The 21,378-nt window shown below is 72.7% G+C and carries 19 protein-coding genes; 13 read left to right on the top strand and 6 right to left on the bottom strand.

Translation table 11 applies throughout. From position 1 onward, the window contains the following. Positions 1–53: 53 nt before the first annotated feature. The 9 genes from RVR_RS26645 (at position 54) to mutM (ending at position 9,877) form a co-directional block, all read left to right on the top strand. A complete protein-coding gene (locus tag RVR_RS26645; RefSeq protein WP_237404979.1) occupies positions 54–1,913 on the top strand; it encodes a DAK2 domain-containing protein in 1,860 nt (619 codons plus the stop codon). Positions 1,914–2,382: 469 nt separating this feature from the next. Further along, on the top strand, positions 2,383–4,650 hold the full coding sequence (recG, locus tag RVR_RS26650) for an ATP-dependent DNA helicase RecG (protein WP_202236433.1): 2,268 nt from the start codon (positions 2,383–2,385) through the stop codon (positions 4,648–4,650). Positions 4,651–4,814: 164 nt separating this feature from the next. Next, positions 4,815–5,396, top strand: a complete 582-nt coding sequence (rsmD, locus tag RVR_RS26655; RefSeq protein ID WP_202236434.1) for a 16S rRNA (guanine(966)-N(2))-methyltransferase RsmD — start codon at positions 4,815–4,817, stop codon at positions 5,394–5,396. A gap of 55 nt (positions 5,397–5,451) precedes the next feature. Beyond that, positions 5,452–5,931 carry a pantetheine-phosphate adenylyltransferase gene (gene coaD, locus RVR_RS26660; protein WP_202236435.1) on the top strand — a complete coding sequence of 160 codons (480 nt, stop codon included), beginning with the start codon at positions 5,452–5,454 and terminating at the stop codon, positions 5,929–5,931. 11 nt (positions 5,932–5,942) lie between these two features. Continuing rightward, positions 5,943–7,163 (top strand): F0F1 ATP synthase subunit B, encoded by a 1,221-nt coding sequence (locus RVR_RS26665; RefSeq protein WP_202236436.1) that lies wholly within the window; start codon positions 5,943–5,945, stop codon positions 7,161–7,163. A 191-nt stretch (positions 7,164–7,354) separates the two neighbouring features. Continuing rightward, positions 7,355–7,969, top strand: coding sequence for a YceD family protein (locus RVR_RS26670; RefSeq protein ID WP_202239214.1), 615 nt, complete (start codon positions 7,355–7,357; stop codon positions 7,967–7,969). Positions 7,970–7,971: 2 nt separating this feature from the next. Then, positions 7,972–8,145 carry a 50S ribosomal protein L32 gene (rpmF, locus tag RVR_RS26675; RefSeq protein ID WP_069465182.1) on the top strand — a complete coding sequence of 58 codons (174 nt, stop codon included), beginning with the start codon at positions 7,972–7,974 and terminating at the stop codon, positions 8,143–8,145. Between the two features lie 19 nt (positions 8,146–8,164). Then, positions 8,165–8,926, top strand: coding sequence for a ribonuclease III (gene rnc / locus RVR_RS26680; protein WP_202239216.1), 762 nt, complete (start codon positions 8,165–8,167; stop codon positions 8,924–8,926). A gap of 90 nt (positions 8,927–9,016) precedes the next feature. After that, entirely contained in the window at positions 9,017–9,877 is an 861-nt protein-coding gene (gene mutM, locus RVR_RS26685; RefSeq protein ID WP_202236437.1) for a bifunctional DNA-formamidopyrimidine glycosylase/DNA-(apurinic or apyrimidinic site) lyase, read from the top strand. 85 nt (positions 9,878–9,962) lie between these two features. On the opposite strand, the gene RVR_RS26690 is transcribed toward mutM, so the two are convergent. Together RVR_RS26690 and RVR_RS26695 are read right to left on the bottom strand one after the other, a co-directional pair. Further along, the gene (locus RVR_RS26690; RefSeq protein WP_202236438.1) at positions 9,963–10,361 is read right to left on the bottom strand and encodes a winged helix-turn-helix transcriptional regulator; all 399 of its coding nucleotides are present in this window, start codon (positions 10,359–10,361) and stop codon (positions 9,963–9,965) included. 39 nt (positions 10,362–10,400) lie between these two features. Then, positions 10,401–11,192, bottom strand: coding sequence for a CAP domain-containing protein (locus RVR_RS26695; RefSeq protein WP_237404980.1), 792 nt, complete (start codon positions 11,190–11,192; stop codon positions 10,401–10,403). Positions 11,193–11,445: 253 nt separating this feature from the next. On the opposite strand from RVR_RS26695, the gene RVR_RS26700 reads away from it, so the two are divergent. The 4 genes from RVR_RS26700 (at position 11,446) to RVR_RS26715 (ending at position 18,354) form a co-directional block, all read left to right on the top strand. Further along, the gene (locus RVR_RS26700; protein ID WP_202236440.1) at positions 11,446–11,727 is read left to right on the top strand and encodes an acylphosphatase; all 282 of its coding nucleotides are present in this window, start codon (positions 11,446–11,448) and stop codon (positions 11,725–11,727) included. 310 nt (positions 11,728–12,037) lie between these two features. After that, positions 12,038–12,241, top strand: coding sequence for a hypothetical protein (locus tag RVR_RS26705; RefSeq protein WP_202236441.1), 204 nt, complete (start codon positions 12,038–12,040; stop codon positions 12,239–12,241). A 435-nt stretch (positions 12,242–12,676) separates the two neighbouring features. Continuing rightward, positions 12,677–16,696: an AAA family ATPase gene (locus RVR_RS26710; RefSeq protein ID WP_202236442.1), complete on the top strand. Its 4,020-nt coding sequence runs from the start codon at positions 12,677–12,679 to the stop codon at positions 16,694–16,696. A 227-nt stretch (positions 16,697–16,923) separates the two neighbouring features. Then, positions 16,924–18,354 (top strand): sugar porter family MFS transporter, encoded by a 1,431-nt coding sequence (locus tag RVR_RS26715; protein ID WP_202236443.1) that lies wholly within the window; start codon positions 16,924–16,926, stop codon positions 18,352–18,354. 16 nt (positions 18,355–18,370) lie between these two features. Here RVR_RS26715 and RVR_RS26720 read toward each other — a convergent pair whose 3' ends face one another. From RVR_RS26720 to RVR_RS26735, 4 genes are read right to left on the bottom strand one after another with little or no spacing between them, the layout of a single operon-like run. Beyond that, positions 18,371–18,745: an ASCH domain-containing protein gene (locus RVR_RS26720; RefSeq protein WP_202239218.1), complete on the bottom strand. Its 375-nt coding sequence runs from the start codon at positions 18,743–18,745 to the stop codon at positions 18,371–18,373. Continuing rightward, positions 18,742–19,836 (bottom strand): hypothetical protein, encoded by a 1,095-nt coding sequence (locus RVR_RS26725; protein WP_346731478.1) that lies wholly within the window; start codon positions 19,834–19,836, stop codon positions 18,742–18,744. Before RVR_RS26725 ends, RVR_RS26720 begins: the two co-directional genes overlap by 4 nt. Positions 19,837–19,841: 5 nt before the next feature. Continuing rightward, entirely contained in the window at positions 19,842–20,444 is a 603-nt protein-coding gene (locus RVR_RS26730; protein WP_202236444.1) for an AAA family ATPase, read from the bottom strand. Further along, positions 20,441–21,349 (bottom strand): hypothetical protein, encoded by a 909-nt coding sequence (locus RVR_RS26735; RefSeq protein ID WP_202236445.1) that lies wholly within the window; start codon positions 21,347–21,349, stop codon positions 20,441–20,443. Before RVR_RS26735 ends, RVR_RS26730 begins: the two co-directional genes overlap by 4 nt. Positions 21,350–21,378: the final 29 nt, after the last annotated feature.

Below are 21,378 nucleotides of genomic sequence, written 5' to 3' on the forward strand. Positions count from 1 at the left end.
CGTCCACCGAACTCCCGATCACCGAGCCCCCGGTGCCCCGCAAGGAGGACCTGTTGCCCCCCACGCTCGACGCGGCCGCGGTGCGTTCCTGGTGCCGGCTCTCGCTACGCGCCCTGGGCAGGGCCCGCGAGGAGATCGACGCGATCAACGTCTATCCGGTGGCCGACGGGGACACGGGCACCAACCTCTACCTGACCGTCGAGTCCGCGGCCCAGTCGGTCGAGGCCGTCTTCGACGCGCACGCGGCGGGGGTCCGAGGGGACCCTGGGGACACGGACACCGGCGGGGACGGGGCCGCGCCGACGCTCGCCGAGGCGTTCCGGGCCCTGTCGCACGGCGCCCTCATCGGCGCCCGCGGGAACTCCGGCACCATCCTCGCCCAGCTTCTGCGCGGCATGAACGCGGCCCTCGCCCAGCCGTCCGGCCCCGACGGGCGGATCGGCCCGGACGACCTGCGCCGTGCGCTCACGGCCGCCGCCGGCGCCGGGTACGAAGCCGTGGCCCGGCCGGTAGAGGGCACCATGCTCACCGTGGCCACCCGCGCCGCCGAGGCGGCCGGCGCCGAAGGCGGCGGCATGGCCGAGGTCGCGCGGGCCGCGCACGCTGCCGCGCTGTCCGCCCTCGCCGCCACTCCGGCCCAGCTCGACGCCCTGGACCGGGCCGGCGTGGTGGACGCCGGCGGCCTCGGACTGGTCGCGCTGCTCGGCGCGCTGTGCGAGGTGGTCACCGGCGAGCCCGCCGCGGATCGGCCCGCCTCCGGCGCGGTCACCTCCTTCCGGCACGCGCACGCGCACCCGCACCCGGGGCCGGAGCAGGGGCCGGGGTCCGGGCAGCCGGACGCGTCGGGGGAGGCGCATCCGGCGGGGCCGGGCCCGGAAGGCTCGGGCGTCCTGGTCGACGTGGGCGACCTGGGTGACCCGTACGCGCCGGAGGGCCCGGACGGCCCCCGCCCGGCGGACGGCCCGGCCGACCAGCCCTGCGCGGAAGGCTCGCGGTTCGGCGGCGACGGCCCGGCCTTCGAGGTGATCTTCCTGCTGGAGGCGACCGACGCCACCGTGGCGGCGCTGCGTGGGCGCCTCGACGCCCTCGGCGACTCCCTCGTCGTGGTCGGCGGCGACGGCCTGTGGAACGTCCACGTGCACGTGGACGATGTCGGCGCCGCACTGGAGGCCGCGATCGACGCAGGGCGGCCGTACCGGATCAGGGTCACGCACTTCGCCGACCAGGCCCGGCGCTCCCGCGGCGAGCGTGCGGTGCGCGCGGTGGTCGCCGTCGTCCGCGGCGACGGCCTCGCCGAGTTGTACGGCGGGGCCGGCGCGACGGTGGTCGCCGTACGCCCGGGGGAGCGGCCCGCCAGCGGCGAGATCGCCGCCGCCGTGCGCCGCGCGCACGCCCGCGAGGTCGTGCTGCTGCCCAACGACACCGAGCTGCGGCACGTGGCCGGCGCGGCCGCCGAGCAGGCCCGCGGCGACGGGGTGCGGGTCGCGCTGATCCCCACCCGCTCGGCCGTGCAGGGCCTGGCCGCGCTCGCCGTCCACGAGCCGAGCCGCCGGTTCGACGAGGACGTGGTCGCCATGACCGCGGCCGCCGGCGCCACCCGCTACGCCGAACTCGCCGTGGCCGAGCACCGGTCCTGGACCACCGCCGGCATCTGCCAGGCCGGCGACGTGCTGGGGCTGATCGAGGACGACGTCGCCGTCATCGGCGCCGACCTCGCCGAGACCGCCGTCGGCACCCTGGAGCGGATGCTGACCGCGGGCGGCGAACTCGTCACCCTCGTCCTCGGCCCGGGCGCCCCGCCCGACCTCGTCGACCGGCTGCGCGCCCACGTCCACGACCACCACCTCGCCGTCGACACGGTTGCCTACGAAGGCGGCGACATGGCGGCGCCCCTGCTCATCGGGGTGGAGTAGGGGACGCCCTTCGGCGGAGGCCGTCGGGACGTCGGTGCCGTTCACGGGGCGGTGGTGCCGTGCCGTTCACGGGGCGGTGGGGGGAACGTGACGTGGAGGAGGCCGGGGGCGTGGAGCGCGGGTGACGTGGGAGCCGTTCTCACGTGAGGGCGCCCGCTCAGCCCCTTTTTTGCCGCCGGCTCGCCTTCGGACGCTTTGACCCGGTGTGGGGGCACCTCCCAAGCGGAGCCCTGGGGGAGGTCGATCATGCTCGGTTTCCTCGTTCCTCGGAAACCTCCGCGTGTTCTCCCTTTCGACACCGGCGCGCCCTTCGGCTCCCCGGCTACCACGGGCGGGCCTGGGGGAAGCCGGGCGCTCGTGCGGACGGCCGGGGGCGGGGGCACCCTCGCGTCCGACCCGCCCCGCGTCACGTTCCCCTTCTCCGTGTGGCTCGCCCTCTTGTCGGTGGTGTGCGCGAAGATGGGGCGTGATGACTGGGAACCCGCTGGACGACCCGCTGCGCAAGCTCGTCGGCGACCGCACGGCCAAGGTGCTCGCCGACCACCTGGGGCTGCACACGACCGGTGACCTGCTCCACCACTACCCGCGGCGGTACGCGGAGCGCGGTGAGCTGACGCGCCTGGCGGACCTGCCGGTCGACGAGTACGTCACGGTGGTCGCCCAGATCGCGAAGGCGGACAAGCGGACGTACGGACGCGGGTCCGGCGTGCGGCTGGAGGTCGTGGTGACCGACGGCAGCGGCTCGCTGACCCTGGTCTTCTTCAGCAAGGCCGCGCACGCGCACGCCCACCGGCTGCTCCCGGGCCGCCGCGGGATGTTCTCCGGCAAGGTCTCGGTCTTCAACCGCACCCGCCAACTCGCCCACCCCGATTACCAGTTGCTCGACGCCGACGCGGACGACGGCCCCGAGGCGAAGGACGCGGTCGACGCGTTCGCCAACCGGCTCATCCCGCTCTACCCGGCGGTGAAGCAGATCACCTCCTGGCGGATCGCCCAGGCCGTGGACACCGCGATCGACTCGCTCGGCGCGATCGGCTGGGCCGGGGTCGGCGAGCCGCTGCCGGCCGAACTGCGGACCGGGCGCGACCTGGTGGCGCTGCCGGAGGCGCTGGTGAAGGTGCACCGGCCGGGCTCCAAGCGGGACATCGAGGTGGCCCGGCAGCGGCTGAAGTGGGACGAGGCGTTCGTCCTCCAGGTCGCGCTGGCCCGGCGCAGGGCCGACGAGTCGGCGCTGCCCGCGGTGCCGCGGGTGCCGGGCGGGGACGGCCTGCTGGCGGAGTTCGACCGGCGGCTGCCGTTCACGCTCACCGACGGCCAGCGGGACGTGTCGGCGGAGATCTTCGCGGACCTGGCCACCGACCACCCCATGCACCGGCTGCTCCAGGGCGAGGTGGGCTCCGGCAAGACCCTGGTGGCGCTGCGCGCGATGCTCGGCGTGGTGGACACCGGTGGCCAGGCCGCCATGCTCGCGCCGACCGAGGTGCTCGCCCAGCAGCACCACCGCTCGATCACCGAGATGATGGGCGACCTCGCCGAGTCCGGCATGCTCGGCGGCTCCGAGCTGGGCACCAAGGTGGTGCTGCTGACCGGGTCGATGGGCGCGGCGGGCCGCCGGCAGGCGCTGCTGGACCTGGTCAGCGGGGACGCGGGCATCGTGATCGGCACCCACGCCCTGATCGAGGACAAGGTGCGGTTCCGCGACCTGGGCCTGGTGGTCGTGGACGAGCAGCACCGCTTCGGCGTGGAGCAGCGCGACGCGCTGCGCGCCAAGGCCGAGCAGCCGCCGCACCTGCTGGTGATGACGGCCACCCCGATCCCGCGCACGGTCGCGATGACGGTCTTCGGCGACCTGGAGACCTCGGTGCTCGACCAGTTGCCGGCCGGGCGCTCCCCGATCGCCACCCACGTGGTGCCGGCGGCCGAGAAGCCGCACTTCCTGGCCCGGGCCTGGGAGCGGGTCCGCGAGGAGGTCGAGGCCGGCCACCAGGCGTACGTGGTCTGCCCGCGTATCGGCGACGAGGAGGACGCGAAGGCGGCGGGCGGCTCCGCCGGCGGGAAGGACGGGAAGGGCGGAAAGGGCGGCGGCGCGGCCGCGGAGGGTGCCCCCGACGACGCCGAGCGCCGCCCGCCGCTGGCCGTGCTCGACATCGCCGACCAGCTCGCCAAGGGTCCGCTGGGCGGCCTGCGGGTCGAGGCGCTGCACGGCCGGATGGCCCCCGACGCCAAGGACGACGTGATGCGCCGGTTCGCCGCCGGCGACCTCGACGTGCTGGTCGCCACCACCGTCATCGAGGTGGGGGTGAACGTGCCGAACGCCACCGCGATGGTGATCATGGACGCCGACCGGTTCGGCGTCTCCCAGCTCCACCAGTTGCGCGGCCGGGTCGGCCGCGGCAGCGCCGCCGGCCTGTGCCTGCTGGTCTCCGAGGCCCACGAGGCGAGCCCGGCGCGGACCCGGCTCGACGCCGTCGCCCGCACCCTCGACGGCTTCGAGCTGTCCCGGATCGACCTCGAGCAGCGCCGGGAGGGCGACGTGCTCGGCCAGGCGCAGTCCGGCAGCCGCTCCAGCCTGCGCGTGCTGGCCGTCATCGAGGACGAGGAGGTGATCGCGGCCGCCCGCGACGAGGCCACCGCGCTGGTCGCCGCCGACCCTGAACTCGCCGCCCACCCGGATCTGCGCAGCGCGCTGGAGAGCCTGCTCGACGCCGACCGCGAGGAGTACCTGGACAAGGGCTGAGGCCCTACGCGTTCAACTGCGCCCGCCCGCCCCGCCGTACGGCCGCCCGCCGCGGTCCGCCGCGCGGTGTCCGCAGGTCCCGGGGCCGGTGCCCGCGCCGTACCGGCCGCGGCCGCGGGGCGTACCCGGCCGCGCGGCGGGTAGGGTCGGGCCGTGATCAAGTCATGACCCGCGTGATCGCCGGAGCGGCGGGCGGCCGGCGGCTGGCCGTCCCCCCGGGCAACGGCACCCGCCCCACCTCGGACCGGGCCAAGGAGGCGCTCTTCTCCACCTGGGAGTCGCTGCTCGGCACCCTGGAGGGCGCCAGGGTGCTCGACCTGTACGCGGGGTCGGGCGCCGTGGGCCTGGAGGCGCTGTCCCGGGGCGCCGCGCACGTCCTGCTGGTCGAGGCGGACCCGCGCGCCGCCGCGGTGGTCCGGGAGAACGCCGCCGCACTGGGACTGCCCGGCGCCGAGGTGCGCCCGGCCCGCGCGGAGAAGGCGGTGGCCGGCCCGCCGCCGGGCCGGCCGTACGACACCGTCTTCCTCGACCCGCCCTACGACGTGCCGGACGCCGACCTCCGGGAGATCCTGCTCACACTCGCCGCCAACGGCTGGTTGACCGCGGACGCACTGGTCACCGTGGAACGCAGGACGCGCGGCGGTGCCTTCGAGTGGCCCGACGGCTTCGCCGGGCTGCGCTCGCGCAGGTACGGAGAGGCGACTCTTTGGTACGGTCGCGCCGCCGAAGTTACCGGCGAGTCGTGAACCCGACATGAGCCGCAGCCCCAGCACCACCGCCACGGAGAGCGAGGAGCCACACTTGCGCCGCGCAGTCTGTCCGGGGTCCTTCGACCCCATCACCAACGGACACCTCGACATCATCGCCCGCGCGTCCCGGCTGTACGACACCGTCCACGTCGCCGTGATGATCAACAAGTCCAAGCAGGGCCTGTTCGACGTCGACCAGCGGATCGCGCTGATCGAGGAGGTCACCGCAGAGCTCGGCAACGTCCGGGTGGAGGCATTCCACGGCCTGCTCGTCGACTTCTGCAAGCAGCGCGAGATCCCGGCCATCGTGAAGGGGCTGCGGGCGGTCAGCGACTTCGACTACGAGTTGCAGATGGCCCAGATGAACATCGGCCTGTCCGGGGTGGAGACGCTCTTCGTGCCCACCAACCCCGCCTACAGCTTCCTGTCCTCCAGCCTCGTCAAGGAAGTCGCCCAATGGGGCGGGGACATCTCCCACTTGGTGCCTCCGCCGGTTCTGCAAGCGCTCAACGCCCGGCTCCGGCAGCAGTAGGCTTGGCCGCTGTGGACGTCCAGAAGAAGCTCGATGAGATCACGGCGACCGTCACCGGCGCCCGGTCGATGCCGATGTCGGCCTCCTGCGTGGTGAACCGGGCCGAGCTGCTCGCGCTGCTCGACGAGGTCGCCGCGGCGCTCCCCGACTCCCTGGCCCAGGCCCAGGAACTCCTGGGCGACCGCGAGCAGATGGTCGAGCAGGCCCGGGCCGAGGCGCAGCGGATCATCGAGTCGGCGCACGCCGAGCGCGGCTCCATGGTCTCGGACACCCAGATCGCCCGGCAGTCCCAGGACGAGGCCGAGCGCATCCTCGCCGAGGCCCGGCGCGAGGCCGACGAGATCCGTGCCGAGGCGGACGACTACGTCGACAGCAAGCTCGCCAACTTCGAGGTGGTCCTCACCAAGACCATCGGCTCGGTGGACCGCGGCCGGGAGAAGCTGCTCGGCCGCGACCCGTACGCCGAGGACGGCCCGGGCGGCACCGGCGCGGCCGAGGACGACCCGGAGGCCCCCGAGCGCAGCTCGGACCCGGAGACGCTGCGCCGCCGCGCCGACGAGTACGTCGACACCAAGATGCGGGCCTTCGAGGCGGTGCTCAGCAAGACCCTCGAAGCGGTCGGCCGCGGCCGGCTCAAGCTCACCGGGCACAACCCGATCGACGACCTGGCCGCGCAGATGGCCGCCGCCGACGCGGCCGAGGGCGGTCCCGAGGTCCACCGGCAGTCCGACGACGAGTTCATGGCCGGCCTCGCCGCGCCGCCCGCCGCCGGCCAGGCCGACCTGTCGCAGTACGGCTACACCCCGGCCGCCGCGGCGCAGGCCGCCCCGCCGCAGCCGCCCGAGCCCGGCTACGAGCCGGAACAGCCGGGTTACGGCACCGATCCCGGCTACGGCTACCCGCAGCAGGACGTCTACGCGCAGGCGACCCCGCAGGGCGGTTACCCGCAGATGCCCCCGGTCCCGCCCCAGCAGGAGTACGCGCAGGCCGGCTACGACCCGTACGGCGGCCAGCAGCAGGGGTACGACTACCAGCTCGGGGCGGGTGGCGACCCGGCCGGCGGCTACGACCAGCAGTACGCCCAGCAGCCCCAGCTCCCGTACCAGCAGCAGGGCCAGGACTACGGGCAGCAGCAGCCGGGGCACCAGCCCGCCGCGCTCGACGAGACCAGCTTCTTCGACACCGGCATGATCGACCTCAACCGGCTCCGGGAGCTGGAACAGGGGTTGTGAGGCGGCCGCCGGGCCGGGCCCGGGCCGCCGCCGGCCGCTCTGTTTGGGTCCGGGCGAAGTGTCCAGTATCCTGTTGGCTCCAGCCGTGTCACGCACCGGCGCTTCGGCCTGCCCGTCCACAAGGGTCCCGCACAGGGCCCGCGCGGACGCGGTCGTGACGTTGCAGGCCGTACCGATGAAAGCAGGAAGCCCTGAACACCCGCCTCGACCACCGCAACCCCCTCGTGTTCGACACACACGAGCTGGGTCGGCGTCCTGGTGCGATGAAGAAGGTCTCCCGCACGGTCTCCGCGCCCAAGGACCTCGGCATCGCCGACGTCATCGGGGTGCCGGAGGGCGCCGACGTCGAGCTGGACATCCGCCTGGAGTCGGTCATGGAAGGCGTGCTGGTCACCGGCGCCGCCCATGCGCCGGTGACGGGCGAGTGCATCAGGTGCCTGGAGCCGCTCGAGCGCGAGCTGGACGCGGAGTTCCAGGAGATGTTCTCCTACCCCGACGCCGACACCCGGACCGCCCGCAGGGACGAAGCCGGTGACGACGCCGCGGCCTCCGAGGAGGACGACGTGCTGTACCTCGAGGACGACCTGTTCGACCTCGAACCCGTGCTGCGGGACGCGGTGGTGCTCGCACTGCCCATGCAGCCGGTGTGCCGGGAGGACTGCCCGGGCCTGTGCTCCCAGTGCGGGGCACGGCTCGCGGACGACCCCGACCACCACCACGAGGCGACCGACATCCGTTGGGCCGCCTTGCAGGACTTCCAGCAGAACGGCACCGGAGACGGTGCCGACGAGAACCAGGAGAAGTAGCCGTGGCTGTTCCGAAGCGGAAGATGTCGCGCAGCAACACGCGCCACCGCCGTTCGCAGTGGAAGGCTGCGCCCGTGAGCCTGGTGGCATGCGAGCGCTGCCACGAGCCGAAGCTCCAGCACATCGCGTGCCCGAGCTGCGGCACCTACAACCGCCGTCAGGTCCTCGAGGTCTGATCGGCGGGTGACAGGCTCAGTGTCCTCAACGTCCTCCACGCCCGACGCCCCGGCGTCGAAGAAGGCCGCCGCGGACAAAGCCTCGTCCCACACGCTTCTGGAAGGGCGGCTCGGGTACCACCTCGAGCCCGCCCTTCTGGTGCGTGCGCTCACCCACCGCTCGTACGCGTACGAGAACGGCGGGCTGCCCACCAACGAGCGGCTGGAGTTCCTCGGGGACTCCGTGCTCGGCCTGGTGGTCACCGACACCCTCTACCGCACCCACCCCGATCTGCCCGAGGGCCAGCTGGCCAAGCTCAGGGCAGCGGTGGTCAACTCGCGGGCCCTCGCCGGGGTCAGTCGCGGGCTCGACCTGGGGGCGTTCATCCGGCTCGGCCGCGGTGAAGAGGGAACCGGTGGGCGGGACAAGGCCTCCATCCTGGCGGACACCCTCGAAGCGGTCATCGGCGCGGTCTATCTCGACCAGGGCCTCGACGCGGCTTCGGCCCTCGTCCACCGGCTCTTCGATCCGCTGATCGAGGAGTCCTCCAACCTCGGCGCCGGCCTGGACTGGAAGACCTCGCTCCAGGAACTCACCGCCGCCGAAGGACTCGGCGTCCCCGAGTACGCCGTCTCCGAGTCCGGCCCCGACCACGAGAAGACCTTCACGGCTGCCGCCCGCGTCGGTGGTGTCGAGTACGGCACCGGCACCGGCCGCAGCAAGAAGGAGGCGGAGCAGCAGGCCGCGGAAGCGGCCTGGCGCTCCATCCGAGAAGCGTCCACCTCACAGCCGGCAGGCTGACCCACCTCCCCGGAACGCCGGGCGGGCCGACCTCCACGTGTCGGCCCGCCCGGCGTTCGCGGACCGGGGCGGGCGGAGAAGGAACCCACGTTGCCAGAACTCCCGGAGGTCGAGGTCGTCCGCCGCGGCCTCGCCAAGTGGGCGGCCGGCCGCACGGTCGCGGCCGCCGCCGTCCTGCACCCCCGCGCGGTGCGCCGCCACCCGGCGGGCGCCGACGACTTCACGCACCGCCTCGCCGGTGCGACGCTCGCCGCCCCGCACCGGCGCGGCAAGTACCTGTGGCTGCCGATCGGCGCGGACACCGCGATGGTGGCCCACCTCGGCATGAGCGGCCAGTTCCTGATCCGCCCGCAGGACGCGCCCGCCGAGAAGCACCTCCGGGTCCGCTTCGTCTTCGACGACACCGAGGGCACCGACCTGCGCTTCGTGGACCAGCGGACGTTCGGCGGGCTCTCCCTGCACGACGCCGTCCCGGGCGACCCGGACCGGCTGCCGCAGCCGCTCGCGCACATCGCCCGCGACCCGATCGACCCGGCCTTCGACGACGACGCCTTCCACGCGGCGCTGCGCCGCAAGAGGACCACGATCAAGCGGGCACTGCTCGACCAGACGCTGATCAGCGGCGTCGGCAACATCTACGCCGACGAGGCGCTGTGGCGCACCCGGCTGCACTACGACCGGCCGACCACCGCGCTGACCCGGCCGCGCACCGCGGAACTCCTCACCCACATCCGTGAGGTGATGGGCGACGCGCTGGCCGCCGGCGGCACCAGCTTCGACAGCATGTACGTCAACGTGAACGGCGAGTCGGGGTACTTCGACCGCTCGCTGGACGCCTACGGCCGCGAGGACGAGCCGTGCCGCCGCTGCGGCACCCCGATCCGGCGCCGGGCGTGGATGAACCGGTCCAGCTACTTCTGCCCGCGCTGCCAGCCGGTGCCGCGCGCCTGACCGCGTCCGCGTCCGCGGGCGCCGGCCTCAGGGCCGGGGACGCCGGCGTCGCCCCCGTGCGCGCGCCCCCTGCGCCGCCGTCGCGTCAGCGGGCCCGGTCGTACCGGCCGCGGGCGGCCAGTACCTCGGGCATCCGTCCCTCGACCAGCCGGATCAGGTCGAGCAGCCGGTCCGCGGTCTCCCGCCCGAGCGGGCTGAGCCGGTACTCGACGTGCGGCGGGGTGACCGGCTGCGCCTCGCGGATCACCAGCCCGTCGCGCTCCAGCGCCTGGAGGGTCTGGGAGAGCATCTTCTCGCTCACGCCGTCCACCCGGCGCCGCAGCGCGTTGAACCGCAGGGTGTCCTCGGCGAGCGCGGACAGCGTCAGGATGCCCCAGCGGCCGGTGACGTGCTCCAGCGTGAGGCGGGAGGGGCAGTCGCGCGAGAACACGTCGAACGCGTCCCCCGGCTCACCCGCCGCCACCTGCTCCGTCACCCGGCCCATCCCCCCACCCTATCGCCGCCCCCTCGCGGGGCGGCCGGGTCAGTAGCCGAAGTCCTGGGTCCACCAGGGGCCGCCGGTGCCGAAGTGGGCGCCGACGCCGAGGGTCTTGTAGTCGCAGTTGAGGATGTTCGCGCGGTGGCCGGGACTGTTCATCCACGCGGTCATCACCGCCTGGGCGTCGGCCTGGCCCATGGCGATGTTCTCGCCGCCGAGGTTGCTGATGCCGAGCTTCGCCGCGCGGGCCCAGGGGTCGTTTCCGTCCGGGTCGGTGTGGCTGAAGAAGCCGCGGGCGGCCATGTCGTCGCTGAAGTCCTGCGCGAGCGTGTCCAGGGACGAGCTGGCGGTGAGCGGCTGGCAGCCGGCGGTGGCGCGCTGCTCGTTGACCAGGCCGAGGATCTCGGCCCGGGCGGAGGCCACCGCGCCGCCGGCGGCCGGGACGGTGGCCGTGGGCGCCGTGGTCCGCGGCGCGAGGGTCGTCACCGGGGTGGTGGGCGCGGCCGTGGTGCGGGTGGGGGTGGGCGCGGCGGCCTTGGTGGTGGCCGGGTGGGACGGCGTGGCGCCGCGGGCCGTCGTGGCCGGGGTGCGGGCGGGCGTGCTCGCGGTGGTCGACCCGGGCGCGGGGGCGGTGGTGCCGTCGGACGAGGGGGTGTTGGTGTCCAGCAGGGACGACGGCGCACCGTCGCCGGTCGGCCCGGCCCCGTCCGCCTGGTTCAGCCCGCCGTCGCCGTCGAGGTGGTGCAACTGGCCGTCGAGGTCGGACAGCAGCCCCGAGGACGCCGCGACCGCACCCACCGCGAGAGCCGCCGACGAGGCCAGCAGGCCCGTCCGCACGGGGTGGTGCCTACGGCGGCCGCGGTGGCCGCGCGGCCCCGGCTGCGGGGCCGCGGGCTGGGCATGTCGGCTGTGACGCCCCATCGCCGGATTCCTCACTGCTCGCACTGCTCGCCTGAACTGCTCCGAACGGGTGAAGCTGTTGCAACGGTGAAGCCGTTGAGGGGGGACTGTAGCGAATGTCTGCGCACCGGACGAGGTTCCGTGGTCAGGCGGCCGGGACCGGCGGGCCGCGGCGGGATAGCGTGCCCCCATGAACGAAGAGGTCCGGCTGACCGCCTGGGTCCGCGGCCGGGTGCAGGGTGTCGGGTTCCGCTGGTGGACCCGGGCGACCGCGCTGGAGATCGGCGCGCTGGCCGGATACGCGGGCAACCTCTCCGACGGCCGGGTCCAGGTGGTCGCGGAGGGTGACTTCGAGCGGTGCGAACGGCTGCTGGCGTGGCTGCGGCACGGCGACACGCCCGGACGCGTGGACGGCGTGACGGAAATCTGGGGGGTCACCCGCGGGGGATACGAAGGATTCGAGATCCGATGACCGCAACCCGTTGCCTTCCGGCGATCGGCGTGTCAGGCTGCCCCCAGCGAGGATGATCGCCAAGCCTCGCGAGTGACCACGCGGGCGGCCCGCGGCGCACGTCGGCGCCGTGTTTTCTGAGGCGCACCCGATCGCTGGGCTGTGATCGTGTTGACCGTCCCCGGTTTTGGTGAGACGCTGGAAGCCCCGCGCACCGCGGCACCAAGGAATGTTCATGGCAGCCGCGACTTCGAGGAAAACGCGCGGGAGCGACCCCTCAACCACGACCCACCCGCCCCGGTCGGTCACTCAGTGTGGAGGACCATCCATCATGGCAAAGGCGCTTCTCGGTTACGTCGGCGGTCCCGACCCGCGACTCCTCTCCGAGATGCGAAGGCTTCAGCAGCGCGTCCAGGACCTGGAGTCCGAGCTGATCCGCATGCAGGCGGAGAACGACGCCCTGACTGTCGCATCGCGCGAAGACTCGCTGCTCGACAGCATCGACGTCACCCGCGCGGAGCCCGCGCTCGCCTGATCCGGCGGGTGACGGGTACCTTCCCCCACCGACATCGCCGGACAGCGTGCTGGGACCGGTACTCCTCCGGTCCTCCAGCGGCCCGTCCTTCGTCTCTCTCTCCTGAGTCGTCGCCGCGTGCGGCGCTGAGTCACTGTTGCGTGCGTCACTGTTGCGTGCGCCGCCGCGATCACGCGTCTGCGGCACCACGCGAATGCCCCGACCCGTACCGCCGCGAGCCGTCGCGGCGGAACACGGTCACGGCACTTCAAGGGACGCCTTCGAGGCGTCCCTTCGTCGTGTTCCGGTCCTGCTCCCCGCGGTCCTGTTCCCGCCCCTCGCCTTCTGATCCGCACGCGTCACGTGCCCGACGATCACCCGTTGCCCCGGTTCTACGTCTGATCTGCCCTGCATGTTCCTCGGTGAAACCGGACCCGGCGGGTAGAGTCGACCGGCGTGCATCTCAAGAGCCTCACGCTGCGCGGCTTCAAGTCGTTCGCCTCGGCGACGACGTTGCGCTTCGAGCCGGGAATCACCTGCGTCGTCGGTCCCAACGGCTCCGGCAAGTCCAACGTGGTGGACGCGCTGTCGTGGGTGATGGGCGAACAGGGTGCCAAGTCGCTGCGCGGCGGCAAGATGGAGGACGTCATCTTCGCCGGCACCACCGGGCGCCCCCCGCTGGGCCGCGCCGAGGTGTCGCTGACCATCGACAACACCGACGGCGTGCTGCCGATCGAGTACGCCGAAGTCACCATCACCCGGATCATGTTCCGCAACGGCGGCAGCGAGTACCAGCTCAACGGCGACACCTGCCGGCTGCTGGACATCCAGGAACTGCTCTCCGACTCCGGTATCGGCCGCGAGATGCACGTCATCGTCGGCCAGGGCCAGCTCGACTCCGTCCTGCACGCCGACCCGATGAGCCGCCGTGCCTTCATCGAGGAGGCGGCCGGCGTCCTCAAGCACCGCAAGCGCAAGGAGAAGGCGCTGCGGAAGCTCGACGCGATGCAGGCCAACCTCGCCCGCGTCACCGACCTCACCGCCGAGCTGCGCCGCCAGCTCAAGCCGCTCGGCCGGCAGGCCCAGGTCGCCCGCCGCGCCGCCGTCATCCAGGCCGACCTGCGCGACGCCCGGCTGCGGCTGCTCGCCGACGACCTGGTGACGCTGCGCGAGGCACTGCGCGCCGAGGTCGCCGACGAGGCCGCGCTCAAGGAGCGCCGGGACGCCGTCGAGACCGAACTCGCCGCCGCCGTACGCCGTGAGGCCCACCTGGAGGAGCAGGTGCGGGCCCTGACCCCGCGGGTCAACGACGCCCAGGCCACCTGGTACGCGCTGTCCCAGCTCACCGAGCGGGTGCGCGGCACCATCGGGCTGGCCGAGCAGCGCCACCGGCACGCCACCGGCCAGCCGGCCGAGGAGCGGCGCGGCCGCGAACCGGAGGACATGGAGCGCGAGGCCGCCCGCATCCGGGAACAGGAGGCCGAACTCGTCGAGGCGCTCGACGCGGCCGAGCACGCCCTGGAGGACACCGTCGCCCACCGGGCCGAGCTGGAGCACCGGCTCGCCGAGGAGGAGAACCGGCTGCGGGTCGCCGCCCGCGCCGTCGCCGACCGCCGCGAGGGCCTGGCGCGGCTGAACGCCCAGGTCAACGCGGCGCGTTCGAAAGCGGGTTCGGCCGAGGCCGAGATCGGCCGGCTCTCGGCCGCCCGGGACGAGGCCCGCGACCGCGCCGAGTCCGCGCAGGGCGAGTACGAGGAACTGCGCGCCCAGGTCGAGGGGCTGGACGCCGACGACACCGAACTCGAGGCCCGCTTCGAGGCCGCCCGCTCCGCGCAGGCCGCGGCGGACGACGAGTTCAGCGCTGCGCGGGAGGCGGCCACCACCGCGGAGCGCCGGCGCGCCGCCGTGGCCGCCCGCCGTGACGCCCTCGCCCCTTCGCTGCGCCGCAAGGACGGCACCGGCGCGCTGCTGGCGCGGGCCGGGACACCGGACGGCCTGGACGGCGTCCTCGGTTCGGCCGCCGAACTGCTCCAGGTCACCCCGGGGTTCGAGGTCCCGCTCGCCGCCGCCCTCGGCGTCGCGGCCGACGCGGTGGCCGTGTCCGGTCCGGCGGCCGCCGCGGAGGCGCTGCGGCTGCTCCGCAAGGAGGACGGGGGGCGCGCCGCGCTGCTGCTCGCACGGCCGTCCGGCGCGGCCGCGACCGCGCCGGTGGCCGGCGGCCCCGCCGCGGGGTCGGCCACGGAATCCGCAGGTCAGGCTGCGGGGGCCGCCGCCCAGGCCGCAGGGGGGCCGGCCCCCTCCGGGCGCGGCGCTGCCGATCCCGTCCTGCCCGGCCAGTCCGCCGGGGAGCGCGACCGGGCGGAGCACGGCTCGGTACCGGGGCAGGCGGACGGCGCCGGTTCCGCCGCGGGCTCCGCGGAGCCGGGCGACGGTCGTACGGCGTACGGCGCCGAGGCCGGCGAGGTCCCCTCGGGGGCAGGGGCAGGGGCAGGGGCAGGGACGGGAGCGGGAGCCGATGCCGCGGCCGGAGCAGCCGCGACCGCAGCCTCCGCCGGGCCGGGCGCGGCCGCCGACCGTACGGCGGCGGCCCTCGCGGCGCCCGGCGTCCCGTCCCCGCGGCCCGAGGGCGCGGGGCTGCCCCCGCAGGCGCGGCACGCCGTGGAACTGGTCGACGGCGACGCGGACCTGCTGCCCGCGGTGCGCCGGTTGCTGCACGGGTTCGTCGTGGTGCCCACGCTGGAGGACGCCGAGGCACTGGTCACCCGCTGCCCGGAACTGACCGCGGTGACCGCGGAGGGCGACGTACTGGCCGCGCACATGGCGCAGGGCGGCTCGGCGAAGGCGCCCAGCGTCCTGGAGGTGCAGGCGCAGGTGGACGAGGCGAGTGCGGAGTTGGAGCGGCTGGCGGGGGAGTGCGCGGAGTTGGCCGAGCGCCAGCAGGCGGCCAAGGAGCGCAGGGCGGCCGCGGCCGGTGAGGTGGACGACCTGGGCCGGCGGCGCAGGGCCGCGGAGAAGGCGAAGTCGTCGGTGGCGCAGCAACTCGGCCGGTACGGCGGCCAGGCGCGGGCGGCCGCGGGAGAGGCGGACCGCGCGGCCGCGGCCGTGGGCCGGGCGGAGGAGGCACTCGCCGCGGCGCGCGAGGAACTGGAGGAGCTGTCGTACCGGCTGAGTGAGGCGCAGGAGGAGCCGGGCGAGGAGGAACCGGACACCTTCGCCCGGGACCGGCTGGCCGCGGACGGCGCGAACGCGCGGCAGACCGAGATGGAGGCGCGCCTCCAGGTGCGCACCCACGAGGAGCGGGTCAAGGGCCTGGCCGGGCGGGCCGACGGGCTGGACCGGGCGGCCCGCGCCGAGCGGGAGACCAGGGCGCGGGCCGAGCGGCGCCGCGCCCGGCTGGCGTACGAGGCGTCGGTGGCGGCGGCCGTGGTGTCCGGTGCGCGGGGGCTGTTGGCGTGCGTGCAGGTCTCGCTCGGCCGGGCGGAGGCGGAGCGGGTGGCCGCCGAGCAGGCCAGGGCCGGGCGGGAGGCGGAACTCGGCACGGAGCGGCGGCGCGGCCGGGAGTTGAAGTCCGAGCTGGACCGGCTGACCGGGGACGTGCACAAGGGCGAGGTGCTGGGAGCCGAGAAGAGGCTGCGGATCGAGCAGTTGGAGGCGAAGGCGCTGGAGGAGCACGGCATGGAGCCGGCCGGCCTGGTCGCCGAGTACGGCCCGGAGCTGCCGGTTCCGCCGTCGCCGCCCGCCGAGGGGGAAGTCCTGCCCGAGGACCCGGAGCACCCGCGCAACCAGCCGGTGCCGTACGTCCGGGCCGAGCAGGAGAAGCGGCTCAGGGCGGCGGAGCGGGCGTACGCGCAGTTGGGCAAGGTCAACCCGCTGGCGCTGGAGGAGTTCGCGGCGCTCGAGGAGCGGCACAAGTTCCTCACCGAGCAGTTGGAGGACCTGCGCAGGACCCGTGCCGACCTGCTCCAGGTGGTCAAGGACGTCGACGAGCGGGTGGAGCAGGTCTTCACGGCCGCCTTCCACGACACCGCCCGGGAGTTCGAGGGTGTCTTCTCGCGGCTCTTCCCCGGTGGCGAGGGCCGGTTGCTGCTGACCGACCCGGACAACATGCTCACCACGGGGGTGGAGGTTGAGGCGCGGCCGCCGGGGAAGAAGGTGAAGCGGTTGTCGCTGCTGTCGGGCGGTGAGCGCTCGCTGACCGCGGTGGCGATGCTGGTGTCGATCTTCAAGGCGCGGCCGAGCCCGTTCTACGTGATGGACGAGGTCGAGGCGGCGCTCGACGACACCAACCTGCAACGGCTGATCCGGATCATGGAGGAGCTTCAGGAGAGCTCGCAGCTGATCGTGATCACGCACCAGAAGCGGACGATGGAGGTCGCCGATGCCCTGTACGGCGTATCGATGCAGGGTGACGGGGTGTCCAAGGTGATCAGCCAGCGCCTCCGGGACGGCAAACGCACGGCCGCCCACGCCGGCTGATCTTTCACGACTCGAACACCGCCGGTCGTCGTGGCCTGCTTTTCCCAGGTGAAATGTGCCACGCGCGCTGCATTCCGCCCTCCTCCGGTTTTTGATGTTCGGAAGTTGTATGCATACTCTCTGAGCGATTGCCCATACGTTCGAGTGGTGGCCGCCGCCGAGGCGGCCAACACTGGAAGATCCGAACCCTCTTGTGAGGGCTCGCCGTCGAGCCCGAGGAGCACACCTTGACCAGCACCGCATCAGCGGCCGGGACGTCGGGCCGGGTTCCGCCGCCGACCGAACACCTCGGCCATGTCATCTTCATCACCGCGGCCGCCGCCATGGGCGGCTTCCTCTTCGGCTACGACAGCTCGGTGATCAACGGCGCGGTCGAGGCGATCCGGGACAGGTACGACATCGGTTCGGCGGCGCTCGCCCAGGTGATCGCGATCGCGCTGATCGGCTGTGCGATCGGGGCGGCCACCGCGGGCCGCATCGCCGACCGGATCGGCCGCATCCGCTGCATGCAGATCTCCTCGGTGCTCTTCACCATCAGCGCGGTCGGCTCCGCGCTGCCGTTCGCGCTGTGGGACCTGTCCATGTGGCGGATCATCGGCGGCTTCGCGATCGGCATGGCCTCCGTGATCGGCCCCGCCTACATCGCCGAGGTCTCGCCCCCCGCCTACCGCGGCCGGCTGGCGTCCTTCCAGCAGGGCGCCATCGTGCTCGGCATCGCCGTCTCCCAGCTCGTCAACTACGGCATCCTCCAGTCCGCCGACGGCGACCAGCGCGGCAACGTGATCGGCCTGGAGGCGTGGCAGGTCATGCTCGGCGTGATGGTCATCCCCGCGGTGATCTACGGGCTGCTGTCCTTCGCCATCCCCGAGTCCCCGCGGTTCCTGCTCTCCGTCGGCCGCGACCGGGAGGCCCGCGCGGTGCTCGCCGACGTCGAGGGCGAGGGCGCCGACCTCGACGCGCGCGTGAACGAGATCCAGACCGCGATGCACCGCGAGCACAAGGCGAGCTTCCGCGACCTGCTCAACCCCCGCTCGGGCGGGATGCCGAACTTCCTGCCGATCGTCTGGATCGGCATCGGCCTGTCCGCGTTCCAGCAGCTCGTCGGCATCAACGTGGCGTTCTACTACTCGGCCACGCTGTGGCAGTCGGTCGGCATCGACCCGAGCAGCTCGTTCCTCTACTCCTTCACCACCTCGATCGTGAACATCATCGGCACGGTGATCGCCATGGTCTTCGTGGACCGGATCGGCCGCCGCCCGCTCGCCCTGATCGGCTCCGCCGGCATGACGGTCGCGCTCGCGCTGGAGGCGTGGGCGTTCTCCTCCAAGCACGGCGCGACGCTCCCGACCGCCGAGGGCACGGTGGCCCTCGTCGCGGCCCACTGCTTCGTGCTCTTCTTCGCCCTGTCCTGGGGTGTCGTGGTCTGGGTCTTCCTCGGCGAGATGTTCCCCAACCGGATCCGCGCCGCGGCCCTCGGGGTGGCCGCCTCCGCGCAGTGGATCGCGAACTGGGCCATCACCGCGAGCTTCCCGAGCCTGGCGGACTGGAACCTGTCGGGCACCTACGTCATCTACACGTGCTTCGCACTGGCCTCGATCCCCTTCGTCCTGCGCTTCGTGAAGGAGACCAAGGGCAAGTCCCTGGAGGAGATGGGCTGACCGCGGGACTGGCGGCTCACCTGGTGCGGGGCGGCCCGACGAGTTCGACGCTGAGGGCGACGACTCCGAGGGCCTCCCGTTCGGGTGGGTAGATCTGACGGATGTTCGCAAGCTGCTCGTCGCGGGTGGCCAGCGGATTGACCGACGCGACGTCCTCGTGGTCGAACATCTCCTCGAAGGTGTCGTAGCGGGCCACGCGTACCACCCGGGTCAGTACCTCGTCGCCCTGGCAGCGGAACCTGATCATCGAGCCCTCCTTGATCTTGCGGCGACTGGAGTCGTTCACGCGGATCTCGGTGGTCTTGCGGCCGGTCGCGATGAGGTCGAAGTAGCGCTTGTAGATACCCATCTCGTGGGCGCGGATCACGGGATCGGTGGGGCGTGCTGTCATGATGCGGCCGAGTTCCTTGACAGTGAACGAGCGGAAGAAGTGCTTGGGGTCGGTGAGCAACCGGCCGACCAACCAGACCAATGCGTCCACGTAGTTGTCAGTCGATCCCGGCCAAGCCGTGGTGTCGAGCATCCAGGGCTCGACATCTGCGGGCAGCACGTCCCTACCCTTGTCCCGCAGCAGGGACTTGGAGAGTTTCGCTCCGGTCGGGGCGAGGACCTGCGGCGTGAAAACGCGGACCGGTGTGCGCGTGATCGGGGTGTTGAGAGCGCCGAGAGCACCATCGACGAGTTGCATCCGAAGACCCAGTCGCCGCCCTTCATCATGACCTGCAACGTGTGGTGACCGCGGCTCAGGGTGCGTTCCTTGACCAGGTTGCGGTAGAGGGTGGCCAGGTCGAGATAGGCAAGATCGTCTTCAGGGTCTATGTGTGCCTCGTATCCGCCGTGGTCCAGACAGACGGCGGTGAAGGTTGCTCCGTCCTCGTCCAGGTGGGCCAATTTGGTGCGGTCCGCGCGCTTCTCCGCCCATCCGCACCTCGGACACGGGACTCGGACGTGGACGACGCCATGGGAGGGTGCCATCCACCATCTGATGTCTTCCAGCCTTTCCAGGGTGCGCAGGAACTCGGCGCGGAACCCGGGTGTGGCCTGCTGATCGGTATATGTCTCCACCCTGTAGTCGGTGTCGGTCGCCTCCGAGAGGGAGGCGAAGAACGCCCCGTAGTAGCCGTCGATGAGCTCGCCGACCCTGTCTTTGCCCAGCGCGTGGTAGTACGTCTGCTGGTAGGCGGTGTGCGTCTCCGGGTCGAGCACCACCTCGTAGGGTGCGTTGTCCAGGGCACCGAAGCGCACCATCGTGTCGATGGAGAACTCCCGTCGCGCGGTCTTGGCGAGCAGGAACGCTGCGGTCTGGACGAGGTTCGTACCCAGGTGAGGTGCCCCGTTGATCTGAGTGCCCACCACGAACTCGATGCGGGTGGGCCGTGCGGCCAGGACGCGTGGGCGCAGGATGTCGATCGAACGCAGCAGCGCGTTGGCCAGCACACTGTTCGGTGAGATGAGTAAGCCGGGTTGTCCCTTGCGGTCCAACGCGTTCACCCTCCTTGGCCGGGTTTGGGCAGGCGCAGGTTGGCGCAGATGAAGTCCAGTCGGTTGCCCGCCGAGTCGGGGGCAACGAAGACGGGTTCGTATCCGGCGTCGTAGTACCCCTGCACGATCAGTTCGTGGACGCGGCGGATCTCGCGATCCTTGGCCCAGACGATGTCGTCGGGGTCCTCGAAGGTGTCCAGCGGATCGAGGACGAAGATCGTGTCGTAGCGGTAGCGGCGGGACGCTTCCTCCAACTGTTCGGCCGGTCTCAGCCCGAAGAACCCCTCCCATCCGTAGCCGTCGGGAATTCCTCTGTTGTAGAAGCGGACCCCGCCCGTGTGCGCCGTGTATTCAGTGATGAACGCCTCGAGCACTTCCAAGGAGTACGCACGGCGGTCCTCTTTGAGGAGGTGCCGACCGAGACGTTCGCGATGCTTGCGGTAGATCTCCCTGCCGGGTTCCTGGACCATGCAGGGGATTCCGGCATCGTGGACCGCCTCGATCAGGTCGTCCTTGCCTGACGACGGGCCACCTGTGATGACGTAACGGCGGGGGGTGTCGGTCGCCGTTGCCTGCAGCATTGCGGCCAGGGCCGGATCGGTGGTCACGACGGTAGTCCGTTCTCTTCATCGGGGGCTTGCCGGGCGGGTGCGGGGCCTGCGGAGAAGCCGTGGGCCCAGGCGTTGCCCAGTTCGATCTCGTCGTGGAGGGCGGAAACGAACTGCTCCCGGCTGACACCGCCGCTGGCGGCCTCGGTCAAGCGGGACACCTGTGCCGAGGTCAGGGTCGGCGTCCAGCCGGCCAGTGCGACCAGCTCTTCCGTCGAGGAGTACTGGCCGGGGTGGAACGCGTCGGTGTAACTGATCGCTTCGGCACGGGCTGCTGCCCACCGCCAGGCGGCGGTCACCGATGTGTGCAGGATGTCCCTCCGGTCCGCGCGTAGGCTGACCAGCCGCTCGACAGCGAGAAGTTCGGCGCGTGCGGCGTAGATCGCCGACCACAGCCGGCTGAGCTGTTCCTCGTGCTCGGTGACTTCCCAGGCGAAGGGGTCGGCCTGGATCGGGCTCCGTTCGGTTGTGGGGGCCAGCCGTGGCGCGATCACCGCTGAACGGGTGAATCGATCGGCATCAGCCAGTAGTTCCCACGCGATCGTCTCCACCAGCTTGGGTTCGACCCGCTTGCGGAAATGGTGGACTTCGTGCCCGGCTTGCTCAGCGGCCAGGATCCGCCGGGTGGTGAGATTCTGCCCCCCATCGGCCGGCGGCAGTCCGAACAGCGCCCGCGCGGCCGCGGCATAGCGGGTGTCGGGGAAACGGGCGAGCAGGCCCCGCAACGTGCCGTCGAGAGCCGTGACGCGGCTGGCTTCGTCCGTGGGGTCAATCGCTCTGGCAAGGACCCCGCGAAGGTCGAGGAGAGCTTTGTCCGCGCTGCCCGGTGTGACCGGCAGGCCGGGCCGGAGCAGTCGTCTTACCGCGGCCACGACCTCTTCCTCCACTGGGCTTTTTCTGGGCATGGCACGAGTGAAGCACGATGCCCAGAAAA

Source organism: Streptomyces sp. SN-593 (genome assembly GCF_016756395.1).
GTDB lineage: Bacteria > Actinomycetota > Actinomycetes > Streptomycetales > Streptomycetaceae > Actinacidiphila > Actinacidiphila reveromycinica.